Origin of the sequence: Aeromonas popoffii, from assembly GCF_037818705.1 — a bacterium.
Lineage (GTDB): Bacteria > Pseudomonadota > Gammaproteobacteria > Enterobacterales > Aeromonadaceae > Aeromonas > Aeromonas popoffii.
On the sequence record NZ_CP149129.1, the window covers coordinates 4,466,909 to 4,483,643 of the forward strand.

Below are 16,735 nucleotides of genomic sequence, written 5' to 3' on the forward strand. Positions count from 1 at the left end.
AAGGCAGACTATTACTCGTAGGAGAGAGTAAAGTTGGTCACTGCAGTGAAGTCGCCAGCTCTCAGCGGGTTTTTAGCATCATGTACGGCATAACCTTTCAGCACGGCGGTGAAGGGCAGCTCGTTGTCACCAGGTGACAGTGCGTAGGCAGCGGTAGGCTGGCCCAAAACAACGGTAGCACCACCCGGAGCGATCATCTTGATACCGGCACCAGCAGCCTGACCACCGATCACCAGCAGGCTGGGGTCGACAGGATCTTTGGCACCGCTGAAGGTCACTTTAATGGCATCGTCAGTCTCACTGAGTTCGCAGTTCAGCAGCTTGATACTGAACTTCCCATTCTCTTCATTGGACTCACCACCTTTGGCCAGCTGTTTGGTGCTGATCTGGCCCAAATATACAGTTTGGTCAACAGAATCACTGTCTACGGAGCAAGGTGCATTGATGATTTCACCGTTAAAGGTGACTTTACCTGACCCAGTAGTGCCGGCAGCAATAGCAGAGCCGCACAGCAGCATGGAACCAACACCCATAGCAACCAGAATTTTATTAGCGTTCATTCGTATATACCTACATTAACGTGTGTTGTTATGCGGCATCATCTAGATCAAGCTGGAGTCATGATGTTCGATGATACCGCCATATCATTGCTCAGCAACTGTCAGCAGACCTATGCCTCATTAATGAGAAATGGTCACCAGTACAATTATCCGGGCATGTTAAACAAGCAAAGGAAAAAGCTATTTTCAATATTTATAGGCAGTTCCCGCCACCTCTCATCTGCAAGACGACACACATCCATGTCATCCGTACAGAAAACTGAATTCAACTGTATTCAACTTTGCTTGGCGGTCAAATTAACGACACATTTGATGCACATCAAATACATTTTGATTTTTATAAATCCCAAAATAAACACTTGAAAATCATCAACTTGCAAACAAAAGTGACATTTACAAATAATGAAAAACAATTAACTACTTTATACGCTGCGCGATCAACATGGCCATTTTTACAGCAACCTCACATTAAAAATCAAATTAACAAAAAACCAACATAGCTCACTAAAAATAAACACCATAACCAAGCTGGCAGCCTCTCTCCTCTTTGCCAGGTAATCAGGTAATCAGGTAATCAGGTAATCAGGTAATCAGGTAATCAGGTAATCAGGTAATCAGGTAATCAGGTAATCAGGTAATCAGGTAATCAGGTAATCAGGTAATCAGGTAATCAGGTAATCAGGTAATCAGGTAATCAGGTAATCAGGTAATCAGGTAATCAGGTAATCAGGTAATCAGGTAATCAGGTAATCAGGTAATCAGGTAATCAGGTAATCAGGTAATCAGGTAATCAGGTAATCAGGTAATCAGGTAATCAGGTAATCAGGTAATCATAATAAAAGCATATTGTGTATAAGAAAAATAAATATATCAGTTATGTGCTACGGATGAACAACCTCACTATTAAAGCCAGATAATGCAATAGACGAGCATATTTTCACTGTCGCACTGTTTTATAATGTTCATATTGATATTCAACCACTCTATTTCCTCAGTAGGTCACCAATATATCTCTCTCATCTGGACACTCATGATTTCTGCTATCTGTGACCCATATCTCATGTTTTTATGCTGATTGATTTCTCAAAGTAGGGTGTTATCATCTACACATAGAGTAAAGGGCAAACCGGTCGAAAGGTCGGGACGCAAAGCCACCGGTCTAAGGGTTTCAATACCTAAGACAGCGGAGCTGCCATCTGAGAAGAGTGATGTCATAAGCTGTATGCCATTCTCTTTGATTGCGTTGCCCTTTTCGTACAACACATGTAACGAAAAGGACATAAAATGAACACTTCCAACGCCTCTACCGGTTCCATCCGCAAAAGCATTCTCAGTTACGCCTCCTCTGCCGCCACCGCCTTGCTGCTTGGCGCCGCACTGCTGCCCGGCACAGCCTCAGCTCACGATGGCAGCGTGACCTTCACCGGGACCATCTACGAAACGCCGTGTGATTTTTCGGACAACAGCGTGACCTGCTATTCAGGCATTCAGCGCCAGACCCTGGATTTGGCCAGCCTGCAGCAAGCTGGCAGCCTCAACACTCTCAACAGCACCCTGAATTACAAATTGTCAGAGGGCAGCGCCAAGATGGCCATAGTGACTGTGAGCTACCTCTAACAGCACGAAGTCGCAGCGCCAGATCGCTTGCATTCCCGGGCAAGTGCACCAGTTTGTCCATGACCTGCTGACCAAGGGCTGTAGACAGAAGGACTGGGGTCCTCAGCTGCCTTGTTGTGCTCTTGTCAGCAGCGAGCTCCCGCGTCCTGACCTCGCATACTGTTATTGTCCCCTGTACCAGGGGGCCCTCCTTTTTGTACCTTTTCTATACCTCCCCCTCTAATCGCATGCACCAACCTGCTCTCTATCCGGGCGCAGGAGCCATGGCTCACGCCGTACCGGCGATACCTGACACCTGGCCTTAACAGGCTGGATGCTTAGCCCCCCCCCAGATGGCAGATGAGTCCTTGCTATCACTGCAGCCCCCAATGGGGCTTGTTTTGTTATGAACCAAGCTAAATAAATGATTTATATCGCCTGATTGGTGAGTTGATAGCCTTTTGGAACTTAGTACATTGCCCGCGATAACAACGCAGACTCTCATCTAAAGGGATAAAAATGAACTATCTGGGTACAAGGTTGCTGCTTCTGGCAGCACCGGGCCTGCTCGCCACTTCGGCGCTGGCCAATTACTCCCCCACCGACTGGCAAGCATACCGGCTGGACAGTGAATCGAGCCGCCAACTGAGCGATCGGATCACCGAAGTCAACTACGAGCTCAGCGCCCGTAATGACGATGCCCCCTATCAGCAACTGCGGGTCTATCGCCGCTTCGACTGGAGCGGTGCCAATCTGACCGCGCTGGCAGAGCAGCAGTGCGGCAAACCGCAGCTCAAAATCGAGCAGGGTTGGCAGATCCGCTACCTCCTCTGCGAGCAGGTAGTGCCGGTAGGCAAGGCCATCCCGGCCAGCAGCTATGACTTTGGCTACGGCATGAAACAAGGCCGCTGGGAACCCCTGACGGGCACCCCGACCGCTCCGCGTCAGGATCGTCTGTCGTTGGCCGAGCGCATCATCCTGAGTCACAGCGAGCAGGAGCTGGATCGCTGCAAGCTCAATGCCCAGGGCCGCTGTAACGAACAGGTTTGGCAATATCAGCCGCAAAACTGGCAGCAACTGAATGTACTGGAAGAGTCCCCCAACGAGCGGAATGGCCGCCTCGAGCAGATCTTCTTCCGCCTGCAACCTGTGGCCGGTAGTCAGGCCGCCCGCCAGGTGAAAGAGCTCCACGTCTGGCGCCAGTACAACTGGCAACTGGATCAGGCCAAAACCCAGCAGGAGTGTGATGAACCCCAGACCCGCCAGGAAGGGGACAAGACCATCAGCTACCGGGTTTGTCGCCAGACCCTGCCCGCCGGTAGCAAGGTGCAGGTGGTACTGAAAGACTCCGGCTATCAATACCCGGTCGGTAGCAGCGAATGGCAGACACTGCCGGAAACTGAAGAGTGGCAAGAGAGCCGGGTGCTCAATCGCCCCATAGTGCTGGCCAGCAAGGAGGAGCAGATCGACTGCCGCCGCGCCGATGGCCGCGCCTGCTCCGAGCCGGAACAACCGGGCACGGACCTGCTGGATGCCGACGCCGCCAAGATAGTGCAGGATGCCAGCGGCCAGCCCGCTCCCGTCTGGCAGGAAAACTATGGCCACGATGACACCAAGCTGCTAGCCGTGTCGCGCGGCATCCAGAGCCTGCTGGCGGCCAATCAGCCCGCCCATCCGGCCATGAAGCTGCTGCTCGAATATGTGCGCGCCCACAACTATCACAACTACGGCAAGCACAAGGAAGACGGCCCGGCCGCAGCCGAGGCACTGGCCAAGGCGCTGACCGCGCTCGGCGCCCATCCACGGCTCTATCCGAAGCAGATCAGCGATGAGGTGGGAGCCGTCATGGGCGCCTGGAGTATCGCCCTGCATGGCCAGTTCAAGAGCCCGGCGGTGCAGAGCCGGTTTGGTACCCTGCTCGGCCAGTTCAACCAGATGCTGGCCTACAGCACCCAGCATGCCCGCGAGATCAATGGTCAGCACGCCTGGGCAACCGGTCTGTTCGATCTGCTGAACTTCCTCGACTTCGCCAGCAACTACAGCGATGCCTTCGCCGCCGATTTCCGCCAGCAGGATGCCGAGCTGCGCAAACAGCTGCACGCCCTTGGCATGAGCGAGCTGTCGCTGTGGCAAGAACGGGATGGTCCGGATCTCTTCCTGCTCAGCAACGTGCTGGATGCCTATACCCGCCTCTACCGGGTCGCCCGTTATACCCGTCCCGACGAGAGCGAAGGCTATCGCAAGCTGCTGGATGACTCCGTCATCGCTCTCATCCGTCATCATGACCTGATCCCCGGCGGTCAACAGAGTCCGGCCCTGCTGGAAGACATGTCACTGACCCTCTCCACCTACTATCTGACCTACACGGATCGCACCAGCGAGGCCTGTATCAGCGGTGACTTTGCCGGACTCTGCACCCCGATCCGAGTGGAAAACGTGCTGCCGTTCGAGCACACCTGCTCGCCGACCCTGCGCCTGCGGGCCCAGGAACTGAGCCAGGATCAGGCCAACGGCATCTGCCGCGAGCTGGGCGCCGAGGAGCGGCAGTTCCATCAGCAGATGGAAACAGGCTGGCAGCCGGTGAGTGATGACAACAACGAGGTGCTGGAGCTGGTGATCTTCAACTCCTCCGCCGACTGGAAGCGCTACGGCGGCGCCCTGTTTGGTGGCGTATCCACCGACAACGGCGGTATCTACATCGAAGGGGATCCGGCGCGTCCCGGCAACCAGGCCCGCTTCTTCGCCTATGAGGCGGAGTGGAAGCGCCCGGCCTTCCAGGTATGGAACCTGCGCCATGAGTACGTGCACTACCTGGATGGTCGTTTCAACCAGTACGGCAGCTTCGGTCACTACCCTCTCAACCGCACCACCTGGTGGTCGGAAGGGCTGGCGGAGTTCATCGCCCACGGTCAGTGTTTCGCCCGCGGCATGGATAACGTCTCGGATCGCCCGGCGGCCGAGCGACCGAGCCTGGCCGACATACTGCACCTGGATTACGACAAGGGTGGCGATATGGTCTACTCCTGGTCCTATACGGTGCATCGCTTCCTGAACGAGACCGGCCGCGGCGCCAGCTGGCTGGCCATGGCCCAAGCCCTGCGCAACCCGGATAAGCAGCAGGCGATGAACGCCTTCGAGGCCGAGCTGGATCAGTTGATCGCGAGCGACAGCGAAGCCTACCAGAGCTGGCTGAGCCGCGATCTGCTGCCCTGGTGGGAAGCCAACAAGGAGTCTGACGAGTGCAAGGCGAACGACTCCTCCCACTGAGGATGAGACGCTAGCGACAAGGGGCAGCCACGGCTGCCCCTTGTTTTTATACGAGAGGTTTTTATCGGTGCAGGATCAACCGGTTAGCCAGCCACAGGATGCGACAACCTTTGCCCGAGTGATGCCATCGGCCGCTATCAAGCCTGACGTGCAGCGGTAACTTGTAATAGAATGACCCCCTGTCACCTATTACTTCAGATCTGAACCGCACCGCGCATGAAGAAGTTTGCCAAGATCCTCCTCGCCTGCTTTTGCCTGTTGCTGGCATCTGCCGCCATGCTGCTGGGCTACAGCGAGTGGACCATCTCGGATGCCCGTCATTACACCTATGACGACGTCGATGCGGTCCCCTACAACCGGGTCGCTTTGGTGCTCGGCACCTCCAAGTACCTGATAGGGGGCAGTCCGAACCACTACTTCAAGTACAGGATCAAGGCTGCCGCCGAGCTCTACAACAACGGCAAAGTGGACTACATCCTGGTCTCCGGTGACAACGCTACCGTGCAATACAACGAGCCACGCCAGATGCGGCGGGCCCTGATCCAGGCCGGCATCCCGGCCAAGGCCATCTACAGCGACTACGCCGGCTTTCGCACTCTGGACTCCATCGTGCGCGCCAAGGAGGTGTTTGGTCAGGCCCACTTCACCGTGGTATCGCAAGCCTTTCACAACGAGCGCGCTATCTTTATCGCCCGCCACTTCGGCATCGAGGCCGTCGGCTTCAACGCCAAGGATCCCAGCGCCTATCAAGGTATCAAGACCCGGGTACGCGAGGTATTCGCCCGCCTGATGGGACTGCTCGATCTCTACGTGCTGGACAAGGGGCCCAAGTTCCTCGGCGAGCCCATCGTCATCGGCGGCCCCACCCCTTGCCAGACCCTGAGCACCATAGGTGCAAGCCAGCCCTGCCTGCCCGTCCCGCCGGTTGCGCCTGCCGCCAGCGCGCCCACCGCAAGCAAAGAGGCCGATACCGCCAGCGCTGCCGCAGCAACCAGTGCGCAGCGCTCGACCAGCTCGGCCATGGCAACCCGTGGCGCAGCCCCCGCTTCAACGCCCTGACAAGACACAAACAAGAGACCCGCCATCAGACGGGTCTCTTTCATTTGGCTGCGTGCACAATCCTGCCGACGGTCATGCCAGCGCGGCACGATAGCGACGTGCCACCTCGTGCCAGTCGATCACCTGATAGAAGGCGGCGATGTAATCGGGCCGCTTGTTCTGGTACTTGAGGTAATAGGCGTGCTCCCACACATCCAGTCCCAGTATGGGCACATGGCCCTGCATCAGGGGGCTGTCCTGGTTGGCGCTGCTCTCCACCCGCAATCTTCCCTCCTCGTCCACCACCAGCCAGGCCCAGCCACTGCCAAACCGGCTTAGCGCCGCTTGGGTAAAGGCCTGCCTGAAGACCTCCAGTCCGCCCAGATCCCGATTGATCGCCTCCGCTAGCTCGCCGCTCGGCTCACCGCCGCCGTGTGGGCTCATCACCTGCCAGAACAGGCTGTGGTTGGCGTGACCGCCACCGTGATTGCGCACCGCCCCCTGCACGTTCACCGGCAGGCTGTCGAAACGGGCAAGCAGCGCCTCCACCGTCAGGGCCGCCAGCTCGGGGAGATCGGCCAGGGCAGCGTTGAGGTTGGTGATGTAGGTCTGATGGTGACGACTGTGATGGATCTCCATAGTCAGCGCATCTATGTGGGGTTCCAGCGCGTCGTAGCCGTAGGCAAGGGCGGGCAGGGTATGACTCATGATCACCTCTTTTTAGTGTGATTAATGCAGTTGATAGGCTGGCTCGGTCTGACACAGACACTGACCGAGACAGCGCTGAATGGCATCCTGGGTGCCATGTTTGCGCACGAAGGCGAGCAGCTCGGTGCGGGTGCTACGGGTGTGGCGCAGGGCCGCATCCCTCAAGGGGCCAGGGCTGGCGGGGGACTGGCTGGTGGCGAGCAGACAGTCGTGGATATGGCACAGCAGATCGGCGGCACGCTCCGGCAACGCCATGGCCACCAGCAGATCCGCCAGATTGTGGTGAGCCACCACCAGCGCGGCCACCGCCTCGTCTGCATCGTGCCAGCAGGCCAACTGCTGGCGCGCCAGCCACAATGCCTGCTGGTAATAGGCAAGCGCCTTGGCGTGCTCGCCGGCATCGAAGTGGCGATTGCCGCTCAGGGTCTGCACTTTCCAGTTCACCATGCTGCTGTCGGCGTCGCTCGAACCGACCCATCCCTTCACCCAGGTTCCCGTCATGATCTCCACCACTCAAATGATAATAATTATTATTTAACTTATATAAGTGCCGAACACAAGGGATACGTGTGCCAGCGCCCCCCACAGCACTGCCCATATGGGTAAGGCTTTTTTGAATCTGTCTGTTTAGTGATCACTTGCACAGATACAAGCGACCCTATTCGCCATGCTGGTTGGCACTGGCATGAGGCCGGTGGCTGTCGGAGCGGCAGCCTGTTTTCACAAGGATGATGACGATGAAAAGATGGCTATTGGTGCTGCTGTGCGCCCTGCCCATACTGGGCCAGGCGGCAGGTTATACCCAGACCCGTTACCCCATAGTGCTGGTGCACGGGCTGTTCGGCTTCGACAAGTTGCTCGGGGTCGATTACTTCTACGGGATCCCCCAGGCGCTGACCCGGGACGGCGCCCGGGTCTACGTGGCCAAGGTCTCTGCCACCGAGAGCTCGGAGCGGCGCGGTGAGCAGCTGCTCAAGCAGGTGCAGCAGGTACTCGCCATCACGGGGGCTGACAAGATCAATCTCATTGGCCACTCTCACGGCGGCCCCACCATACGCTATGTCGCCTCGGTCGCCCCCGAGCTGGTCGCCTCCGCCACCAGCGTGGGAGGCGCCAACTATGGCTCCGAAATCGCCGATCTGGTGCGCGCCAAGGTGGCGCCGGGCTCGGTGACCGAGAAGCTGGCGATGGCCGCTGCCTCGGCGCTGTCCGGCGTTATCTCATTGCTCTCCGGTGCCTGCCAGCTGCCACAGGATCCCCTCGCCACCCTCGATGCCCTGACCAGCGCAGGTGCCCAGCGCTTCAACCAGCGCTACCCCGAGGGGTTACCCGACCAGTATTGCGGTGAAGGGCCGCTGCAGGCCGCCAACGGCGTCTACTACTTCTCCTGGAGCGGGCGCGGCAACATGACCAACATACTGGATCCGGTGGATCCCGCGCTGGCCCTCACCGGCAGCTTCTTCAGCGAGCCCAACGACGGTCTGGTCGGGGTGTGCAGCAGCCATCTTGGCAAGGTGATCGGTACCGGCTACCGGATGAACCATCTGGACGAGGTGAATCAGTCGTTCGGCATCCACCACCTGTTTGAAACCGATCCTGTCACCCTCTATCGCCAGCACGCCAATCGCTTGCAGAGGCTGGGACTATGAAAAAATCCCTGCTAATCGCCGTGTTCCTCGGGGCGGCCCTGCTACTGGGGGCCGTCCTGTTCTCGCCCGACCCGCAGCCAGATCTGACGGCGGCCCCCGAACAGGGGGCCCTGCGCCACCAGCTGGCCCAGCGTCTGGAACGGGGGGAGACGAACGCAGAGGACGAGCTGCTGGCCCGCTACCAGAGCTTTCTGGCGGCGGAGGGCAGCCTGACGGTACCGGCGGATCCTGGCCTCGCCAGCCTGCTGGTGCTGTTTGACGAGCGCGAGCAGCTGCGCCAGCAGAGCTTCACCCCGGCCGAGCAGGATCAGCTGTTTGCCGAAGACCGGTTAATGGAACAGTGGACCCTGCGCCGCAAGGCGCTGGCAGAGACGAGCGAGGCCGACAAAAAGATGCTGGCCGATGAACTCGATCTCTGGCTGGCGGAACAGCCCCAGTGGTTCAGGGAAGCCGAGGCCAATAGCCGCCTGCTCGGTGATCTGCAGGCGTTGGAGCCACTGACGCCCGCCGAACGCGACGCCGTGCTGCTGGAGAGGCTGGGACCTGAAGCGATGGATCGGCTGCATCAGCTGGAGCAGGGCTGGCAAGGGTTTGAACGACAGCTAGCGGGCTATCTGGCCGAACTCAAGCCCCTGCCCGCCCTTGCTCGGGCCGAACAGCAGCAGGAAATACTGGCCCGCTGGTTTCCCGCCGAGCAATGGCGGCGGGTAGAGGCGTTGACCCGGCTGCAGCTCGGGGAACAACCATAAACAACAAGGGGGCCCCGACGCGGCCCCCTTAGTTCATGCTGCAACCGCACTCATTGCGGCTTGTTGGCACCGGGCAGTGGCTGCCAGGTGAGGCGGGTCACTTGTGTGCCCTGCACCTCGCACTTGAGGCTAAGATCCTGCCACCCCTTCTCCTGACGCAGGGAGACTTCCCCCTCGATCCCCTGATCGCCAATCTTCAGCATCTCCTGCTCGAAGATCACCTTGTCACCCCGGGCGAGCTCCATCAGCCTGCCATTGCAGAGCCAGTGGGCGAGATCCGCCCCCTTCAGCTTGACCTCCCCCTTGGCCGCCTTCTGCTCGACCGGGCTCGGGGCAAATAGCTTAGTCAACTCGGCGGCCCGTTTGGTGAGCCAGGCTTCGCGCTGCTGCATGCCCATCTTGCTGACGAACTCGGCCGGCTGGCCCTTGTCGTCCAGCCAGTGGGTAAGCGTCCCCTTTTCATCGAAGGCGAACTGGGCCGCAGGCTCCTTCACCCCGAACAGTTTGCCCCCCTTGAAGTAGTAACGGCTCTCCCCTTCCAGCTTGCCCTGCTCGTTCATGATGGGCACGGCTATGATGACGGGGAAACCATCGATCCAGGCCTTGATGTCGACACCATCATGGCTGAACAGGCGAGTGTCGAGGGCGTTCTCAGCCCCCCGCTCCATCAGGGTGAACTGCTCTGCGAGAGAAGCAGCCACAGAGGGCAGGGAACAGATCCCCAGCCCCAAGCCCAGACTCAGGGCGATCACTGTATTGCGCATTAAGTGTCCTGTGATTGGCCGATAGGCCAAGGTTAACTTTCTACCAACCAGGCCCGCAACCCCTCCCTGTGCTTCTCGCTCAGGGGGAGGGACTGGCGGGTCTGATAGTCAAAATGGATCAGGGTCGTCTCGGCGGTGACGGCCAGCTCGCCGCCCTGCCAGGCTTCCTGCCAGAGCGTGAAAGAGCTGGAGCCAATGCGACGCACCCCGGTTTTGATCGCTACCTGCTGGCCATAAAACAGCTCCCGTTTGAACTGCACCGTGTAACCCGCGATGATCAGGTGCCAATTATGCACATCCAGCTCGGGGGAGAAGATGCGAAACAGGGGATCCCTGGCCGCTTCGAACCAGACCGCCGGCACCGTATTGTTGATGTGACCGAGGGCATCTGTCTCTTGAAAACGGGGTTGGATCTGCATTTCCAGCATGGGCGACTCCTTGTCAGCAGGGGCTTGGTAACTAGCCATCATCAATGAATCAAGATGTTACCTGATATCCAGTCCGAAAAGACAGGGTACTGCGCTTTCCCCCAGCGCTGGCCAATCTGTGTCGCAACCCCCGCCCTGCCGTTGGCTCAGGACAAAAAATACCCGCACACCTGGGTGTGCGGGGTTGTCAGGTCGGCCTTAACTCATCAGATCAAAGCGGTCCGCATTCATCACCTTGTTCCAGGCACTGATGAAATCGCAGACGAACTTCTCCTTGTTGTCATCCTGGGCATAGACCTCGGCGTAGGCACGCAGTACCGAGTTGGAGCCGAACACCAGATCGATCCGGGTCGCCGTCCATTTCACCTTGCCGCTCTTGCGATCGCGCACCTCATACAAACGCTCTCCCGCTGGGTGCCAGGTGTTGGCCATATCGGTGAGGTTGACGAAGTAGTCGTTGGTCAAGACCCCTTCTCGCTCGGTAAAGACACCGTGCCGGGTGCCGCCATGGTTGGTACCGAGCACCCGCATGCCGCCCACCAGTACCGTCATCTCATGGGCCGTCAGCCCCATCAACTGGGTGCGATCCAGCATCAGCTCCTCCGCTGTGACCGCATAGTCCCCCTTCAACCAGTTGCGGTAACCGTCCGCCAGCGGCTCAAGCACGTCGAACGAAGCCACATCGGTCTGGGCCTGACTGGCATCACCGCGACCCGGATTGAAGGGGACTGTCACCTCGACCCCGGCGGCCCTGGCCGCCAGCTCAACCCCCAGGTTACCCGCCAGCACTATCACATCTGCCACGCTGATCTGGCTGGCGGCAGCAATGGGCTCCAGCACCTTGAGCACCCGCGCCAGTCTCGCCGGTTCATTGCCTTCCCACTCCTTCTGCGGGGCCAGCCGGATACGGGCACCGTTGGCACCGCCACGCAGATCCGAGCCCCGGAAAGTACGGGCGCTGTCCCAGGCGGTAGTGACCAGTTCGCTGATGGAGAGGCCACTGGCGGCAATCTTGGCCTTCACCACAGCCACGTCATAATCGGTACGCCCAGCGGGAACCGGATCCTGCCAGATCAGCTCTTCAGCCGGCACATAAGGCCCCACATAGCGGGTTTTCGGCCCCAGATCCCTGTGAGTCAGCTTGAACCAGGCACGGGCAAAGGCGTCTGAGAAACGGGCCGGATCAGCGCGGAAACGCTCGGCTATCTTGCGGTACTCGGGGTCGAACTTCAGCGCCATGTCGGCGTCGGTCATGATGGGATTGTGGCGAATGGCGGGATCTTCCGCATCCACCGGCTTGTCCTCCTCCCGTATGTTGACGGGCTCCCACTGCCAGGCACCGGCCGGGCTCTTTTTCAGTTCCCACTCGTAGTTGAACAGCAGGTAGAAGTAGCCGTTGTCCCAACGGGTGGGGTGGGTGGTCCAGGCCCCTTCAATCCCGCTGGTCACCGCATGGCGGCCAATGCCGCGCTGGGTCTTGTTGAGCCAGCCCAACCCCTGATCCGCGACATCGGCGCCTTCCGGCTCGGGCCCGAGCAACTTGGCGTCCCCATTGCCGTGGCACTTGCCTACCGTGTGTCCACCGGCCGTCAGGGCGACTGTCTCTTCGTCATCCATCGCCATGCGGGCAAAGGTAACCCGCATGTCCTTGGCTGTTTTCAGCGGATCCGGATTCCCATCCACCCCTTCCGGGTTGACGTAGATGAGACCCATCATCACTGCCGCCAGCGGGTTGGCCAGATCCCGCTCGCCAGAGTAACGGCCACCGGGCTTGCTGCTCGGTGCCAGCCACTCCTTCTCCGCTCCCCAATAGATGTCTTTCTCGGGGTGCCAGATATCCTCGCGGCCAAAGGCGAAACCGAACGTTTTGAGCCCCATGGACTCATAAGCCACAGTGCCGGCCAGAATGATCAGATCAGCCCAGCTGATCTTGTTGCCGTACTTTTTCTTGATGGGCCACAGCAGGCGCCGGGCCTTGTCCAGGTTGGCGTTGTCAGGCCAGGAGTTGAGAGGAGCAAAACGCTGATTGCCGGTACTACCACCACCACGACCATCGGCGATGCGGTAGGTACCGGCCGAGTGCCAGGCCATACGGATCATCAGGCCGCCATAGTGGCCCCAGTCTGCCGGCCACCAATCCTGGCTGTCGGTCATCAGGGTGGTCACATCCTGCTTGAGGGCCGCCATGTCGAGCTTCTTGAGCTCTTCCCGGTAATTGAAACCGGGCCCCAGCGGATTGGTCTTGGTATCGTGCTGATGGAGAATGTCGAGGTTGAGGCTTTTTGGCCACCACGCCATGTTGGCTTGCTCGCCGGAGGTGGTACCACCGTGCATGACCGGGCATTGTCCTTGGGAACGTTCTGAATTGTTGCTCATCGTTTTCCTCATTTGCTCTGCTGTCCATAACCTCAACCAGCATGGCACTTTGGAATTGAATGTCCAATGAACTGCGACCTGCCGACCCATCGTAAAAACCGCAATCAAGACAGGATGACGATCTGCCGAAAGCGCCCCTACAGGTACAAGGTGGGGCGAGCTCGGTTCAACCCGCAACACGTGCGTCGCACTTACTCCGGCCTCAGCCAGGCACTGCGAAAATCGAACCAGCCGAGCGCCGTCATGCGCACCCCGTGTACCCCGACCCGACTCTCCAGCTCCAGCCAGTGATGAAACAGGGGCACAAACCAGCCCTGTTGCTGCACCCGGGCCAGCAGGGCGCGCGGGCCTGGCTCCTCACCGCTGGCACGCCACTGCGTCAGACCCTGCCACAGGGGTCGCTGGCTTGCCCACACTTTACGCAGCAGCGGCGTGCCCAGCAGCCAGGCGTAGGGGGCGAAGGCGTGCTCGTGTTCCAGGTTGAGGCTGCCGAGCCAGAGGTCCACGTCTTCATCCGCCCCGCTCACCCAGCGGCCGTAATCCAGGGTGCGCACCTCGAGCCGGATCCCCTGTTCCGCCAGCAGGCTGGTCATGGCCACGGCGCACTCGTTGAACTCCGGATGCTGGTTGAAACAGGCCAATACCAGGGTCGCTGGCAAGCGGGCCGGCGTTGGCAACGGCGCAGGCAGGGCCTCACGCCAGTGAGGCAGCAGGCCGAGGGCACTGGTCCAGCCCCGCTGCAACTCGGGGGTGACCCGCCCCATCAGGGCGACCGGATTGAGCTGCTGGCCGAGCCACTGGCGCAGGACGGGATCCTGCAAGGATCCGGAACGATCGTCCTGCAGCAGGAAATAGCAACCCGATTCAAGCTCCGACTCGCCACGCATGGTGCCCAGCTCCGGGCGGTCACGGCCCAGCTGCAGGTGGGTCTCCAGCCGATCCGCCAGATCCGGCAACATCCAGATGTCGATCTCGTCGAGCAGGGCGCGCAGACCGAAGTAGTCGTCGAAGGCCGCCAGACACAGGTGCAGGGGGTCGTTGGCCGCCACCTTGTAGGGGCCGGTACCGACCGGCTGCAGGGCAAAACCCGCCTCTCCCTTGAGTTCGCGCGGCAAGATGGCGGCTACCGGCTCGGCCAGCAGATGGGGCAGCAGGGGATCCGGACTATCGAGATACATATCCAGGGTGCGCGGCCAGGGGCTCTCCAGCCGGGCCAGATGGGCAAACAGCGGGCGATCCTGCAGGGCCAGCAGGCTCTCGATCACATCTTCCACCCCCAGCTCGCGCCCATGGTGAAAACGCACTGCCGGGCGCAGGTAAAAGCGCCAGTGACAGGGGCCGAGGCACTCCCAGTGGTGGGCCAGATCCGCCTCTATTTCCCCATTTTCCTCATTTCGTCGGGTCAGACCGTTGAAGAGCTGGCGGCTCAGGTGGATTTCGGAGCGGCGCATGGGGCCGGTCGGCAGCAACTGGGGCAACGGCCGGTAGTAGGGCACCCGCAGGATCTGGCGCCCTTCCCGGGTGGCCTGACCGAGCTGTTCGATCAGCAGTGGGGTAAGCAGATCGAGGCGATCTTCCGCCAGTCGCACCGCCTGCGCCAGCTGGCCCTGACTCAGCAGATCCCGCAACCGGCGCCGGGTCAGGCTCTCCTGGCTGTCCAGTAACACCAGCCGTGAGCGCCGTCCCCTGCCCGCCTCGGCCGACCAGCTGAGCCAGCCCTGATCCTGCATCCGCCGCAGCAGCAGACGGGCATTGCGCGGGGTGCAGCAGAGCAGATCCGCCACCTCGGCGAGACTGATCTCCCGCTCATCACTGCCAAGCAGCTGAGCGAGTCGTTGAAATTGCTGGTAGAGGCGACCGGTTGGCATAAAAGAGGAAATCCTATTGCTGTAATTCATCAGTTTTTACTTCCTCATTTTAGCTCAATACTGGTGGCGAACGTGAGAACCACAGCACAGGAGCACTATGATGAGCCAAGCCACCCCCCTCAAACCGAACCGGATCCAGCAGACCCTGCGTCGTTACTTCAAGCGGATCCTGCCCAAGCCGCTGCCCCTTATCGAGGATCCAATGCACCAGCTCAACCGCCTGATGCAGTGGGACATGCACCAGATAGACGACAAGGAGTATCGTCGCCGTCTCTGAGTGCCATCCCTCACACAGGTCGCTCAAGGGCTCGCTGGCGCAATTGCGTTGCCGGATCTTGCTGTTTACATCGGCTACGGGCCTGATAGATTGGACGTCTATCCATCTATAACTGCGACAAGCAACATCCAACAAGGAGTGTGTGATGAAAGATGCGACCCTGGCCCTGCACCACGGCTTTTCCAGCGACCCCACCACCAAGGCGGTCGCTGTGCCTATCTACCAGACGGTGGCCTACGAGTTCGACAGCGCCCAGCACGGGGCGGACCTGTTCAATCTGGCGGTGCCGGGCAACATCTATACCCGCATCATGAATCCCACCAACGATGTACTGGAACAGCGGATGGCCGCGCTGGAAGGGGGGATTGCCGGTCTGGTGGTCTCGGCGGGTTCTGCCGCCATCACCTACGCCATCCAGGCGCTGACCGCCGCCGGTGACAATATCGTCTCCACGCCCCAGCTCTATGGCGGCACCTACACCTTGTTCGCCCACATGCTGCCGAGCTTCGGGGTCGAGGTACGCTTCGCCAAAGATGACAGCGCCGAGGCCATCGCCGCCCTCATCGACGACAAGACCAAGGCGGTCTACTGCGAGAGCATCGGCAACCCGGCAGGCAACATCGTCGATCTGGCCGCCTTCGCCAAGGTGGCCCACGCCCGTGGCGTGCCGCTCATCGTCGACAACACGGTCGCCACCCCAGTGCTGTGCAAACCCATTGAACACGGCGCCGATATCGTGGTGCACAGCCTGACCAAATATGTCGGCGGTCACGGCAACTCCCTGGGCGGCGTCATCGTCGACTCGGGCAAGTTCCCCTGGGCGGATAACGCCGAACGCTTCCCCCAGCTCACCCAGCCCGAGCCCTCCTACCACGGGGTGGTCTACACACAAGCCTTCGGCCCGGCCGCCTTCATTGGCCGGGTGCGCACCGTGCCGCTGCGCAATACCGGCGCAGCGCTGGCCCCCATGAACGCCTTCCTGCTGCTGCAGGGGCTTGAAACCCTGAGCCTGCGCATGGAGCGCCACGTGGACAACGCCCTTCAGGTCGCCCACCACCTCAAGCATCACCCGAAAGTAGCCTGGGTCAGCTACGCCGGTCTGCCGGGTCACCCCCACTATTTGCTGGCGGAGAAGTACATGGGCGGTCGGCCGTCGGCCATCCTCTCGTTCGGCTTGAAGGAGGGCTATGAGGCCGGGGTGCGTTTCTACGATGCGCTCAAGATTTTCAAGCGGCTGGTCAACATAGGCGACGCCAAGTCGCTGGCATGCCACCCCGCCTCCACCACCCATCGCCAGTTGAGCGAGGAGGAGCAGGCCAGGGCCGGGGTCAAGCCGGAGATGATCCGCTTGTCGGTGGGGATCGAAGCGATCGAGGACATACTGGCGGATCTGGATCAGGCGCTGGAGGCATAAGCCAGGCGTTGAGCGAGCGGGCATCAGCCCGCTCTCTTGAT

14 protein-coding genes and 1 riboswitch are annotated in these 16,735 nt (G+C 59.9%); of the genes, 7 read left to right on the top strand and 7 right to left on the bottom strand.

Annotated features, from left to right (window positions below):
* Positions 1-11 precede the first annotated feature (11 nt).
* Complete coding sequence (locus WJM78_RS20720; RefSeq protein WP_339011607.1) at positions 12-560, bottom strand: fimbrial protein; 549 nt, start codon at positions 558-560, stop codon at positions 12-14.
* 1,110 nt (positions 561-1,670) lie between these two features.
* Positions 1,671-1,757: riboswitch (cyclic di-GMP riboswitch) on the top strand.
* 87 nt (positions 1,758-1,844) lie between these two features.
* On the opposite strand from WJM78_RS20720, the gene WJM78_RS20725 reads away from it, so the two are divergent.
* From WJM78_RS20725 to WJM78_RS20735, 3 genes are all read left to right on the top strand, one after another.
* Positions 1,845-2,177: a fimbrial protein gene (locus WJM78_RS20725; protein ID WP_339011610.1), complete on the top strand. Its 333-nt coding sequence runs from the start codon at positions 1,845-1,847 to the stop codon at positions 2,175-2,177.
* A gap of 498 nt (positions 2,178-2,675) precedes the next feature.
* Positions 2,676-5,423 carry a collagenase gene (locus tag WJM78_RS20730; protein WP_339011613.1) on the top strand — a complete coding sequence of 916 codons (2,748 nt, stop codon included), beginning with the start codon at positions 2,676-2,678 and terminating at the stop codon, positions 5,421-5,423.
* Between the two features lie 216 nt (positions 5,424-5,639).
* Positions 5,640-6,482 carry a SanA/YdcF family protein gene (locus WJM78_RS20735; RefSeq protein ID WP_339011616.1) on the top strand — a complete coding sequence of 281 codons (843 nt, stop codon included), beginning with the start codon at positions 5,640-5,642 and terminating at the stop codon, positions 6,480-6,482.
* Positions 6,483-6,554: 72 nt separating this feature from the next.
* On the opposite strand, the gene WJM78_RS20740 is transcribed toward WJM78_RS20735, so the two are convergent.
* Together WJM78_RS20740 and WJM78_RS20745 are read right to left on the bottom strand one after the other, a co-directional pair.
* A complete protein-coding gene (locus WJM78_RS20740; RefSeq protein ID WP_108536767.1) occupies positions 6,555-7,169 on the bottom strand; it encodes a superoxide dismutase in 615 nt (204 codons plus the stop codon).
* A gap of 21 nt (positions 7,170-7,190) precedes the next feature.
* The gene (locus tag WJM78_RS20745; RefSeq protein WP_275931134.1) at positions 7,191-7,616 is read right to left on the bottom strand and encodes a hypothetical protein; all 426 of its coding nucleotides are present in this window, start codon (positions 7,614-7,616) and stop codon (positions 7,191-7,193) included.
* 290 nt (positions 7,617-7,906) lie between these two features.
* Between WJM78_RS20745 and WJM78_RS20750 the strand changes: the two genes are divergently transcribed.
* Both WJM78_RS20750 and WJM78_RS20755 read left to right on the top strand, forming a co-directional pair.
* Entirely contained in the window at positions 7,907-8,818 is a 912-nt protein-coding gene (locus WJM78_RS20750; protein ID WP_339011621.1) for a triacylglycerol lipase, read from the top strand.
* The gene (locus WJM78_RS20755; RefSeq protein WP_339011624.1) at positions 8,815-9,567 is read left to right on the top strand and encodes a lipase secretion chaperone; all 753 of its coding nucleotides are present in this window, start codon (positions 8,815-8,817) and stop codon (positions 9,565-9,567) included. The genes WJM78_RS20750 and WJM78_RS20755 overlap by 4 nt, the downstream gene beginning before the upstream one ends.
* A gap of 50 nt (positions 9,568-9,617) precedes the next feature.
* Here WJM78_RS20755 and WJM78_RS20760 read toward each other — a convergent pair whose 3' ends face one another.
* The 4 genes from WJM78_RS20760 to sgrR form a co-directional block, all read right to left on the bottom strand.
* Positions 9,618-10,331 carry a hypothetical protein gene (locus WJM78_RS20760; protein WP_275931124.1) on the bottom strand — a complete coding sequence of 238 codons (714 nt, stop codon included), beginning with the start codon at positions 10,329-10,331 and terminating at the stop codon, positions 9,618-9,620.
* A gap of 32 nt (positions 10,332-10,363) precedes the next feature.
* A complete protein-coding gene (locus WJM78_RS20765; RefSeq protein WP_042039144.1) occupies positions 10,364-10,759 on the bottom strand; it encodes an acyl-CoA thioesterase in 396 nt (131 codons plus the stop codon).
* A gap of 198 nt (positions 10,760-10,957) precedes the next feature.
* A complete protein-coding gene (gene katG, locus WJM78_RS20770) occupies positions 10,958-13,135 on the bottom strand; it encodes a catalase/peroxidase HPI (protein WP_339011630.1) in 2,178 nt (725 codons plus the stop codon).
* 191 nt (positions 13,136-13,326) lie between these two features.
* Complete coding sequence (gene sgrR, locus WJM78_RS20775) at positions 13,327-15,003, bottom strand: HTH-type transcriptional regulator SgrR (RefSeq protein ID WP_042039147.1); 1,677 nt, start codon at positions 15,001-15,003, stop codon at positions 13,327-13,329.
* 97 nt (positions 15,004-15,100) lie between these two features.
* Here sgrR and WJM78_RS20780 point away from each other — a divergent pair, with 97 nt between their 5' ends.
* Both WJM78_RS20780 and WJM78_RS20785 read left to right on the top strand, forming a co-directional pair.
* Positions 15,101-15,280: a hypothetical protein gene (locus WJM78_RS20780; protein ID WP_212514222.1), complete on the top strand. Its 180-nt coding sequence runs from the start codon at positions 15,101-15,103 to the stop codon at positions 15,278-15,280.
* A gap of 145 nt (positions 15,281-15,425) precedes the next feature.
* Positions 15,426-16,694, top strand: a complete 1,269-nt coding sequence (locus tag WJM78_RS20785; RefSeq protein ID WP_339011634.1) for an O-acetylhomoserine aminocarboxypropyltransferase/cysteine synthase family protein — start codon at positions 15,426-15,428, stop codon at positions 16,692-16,694.
* The last annotated feature ends 41 nt before the right edge of the window (positions 16,695-16,735 follow it).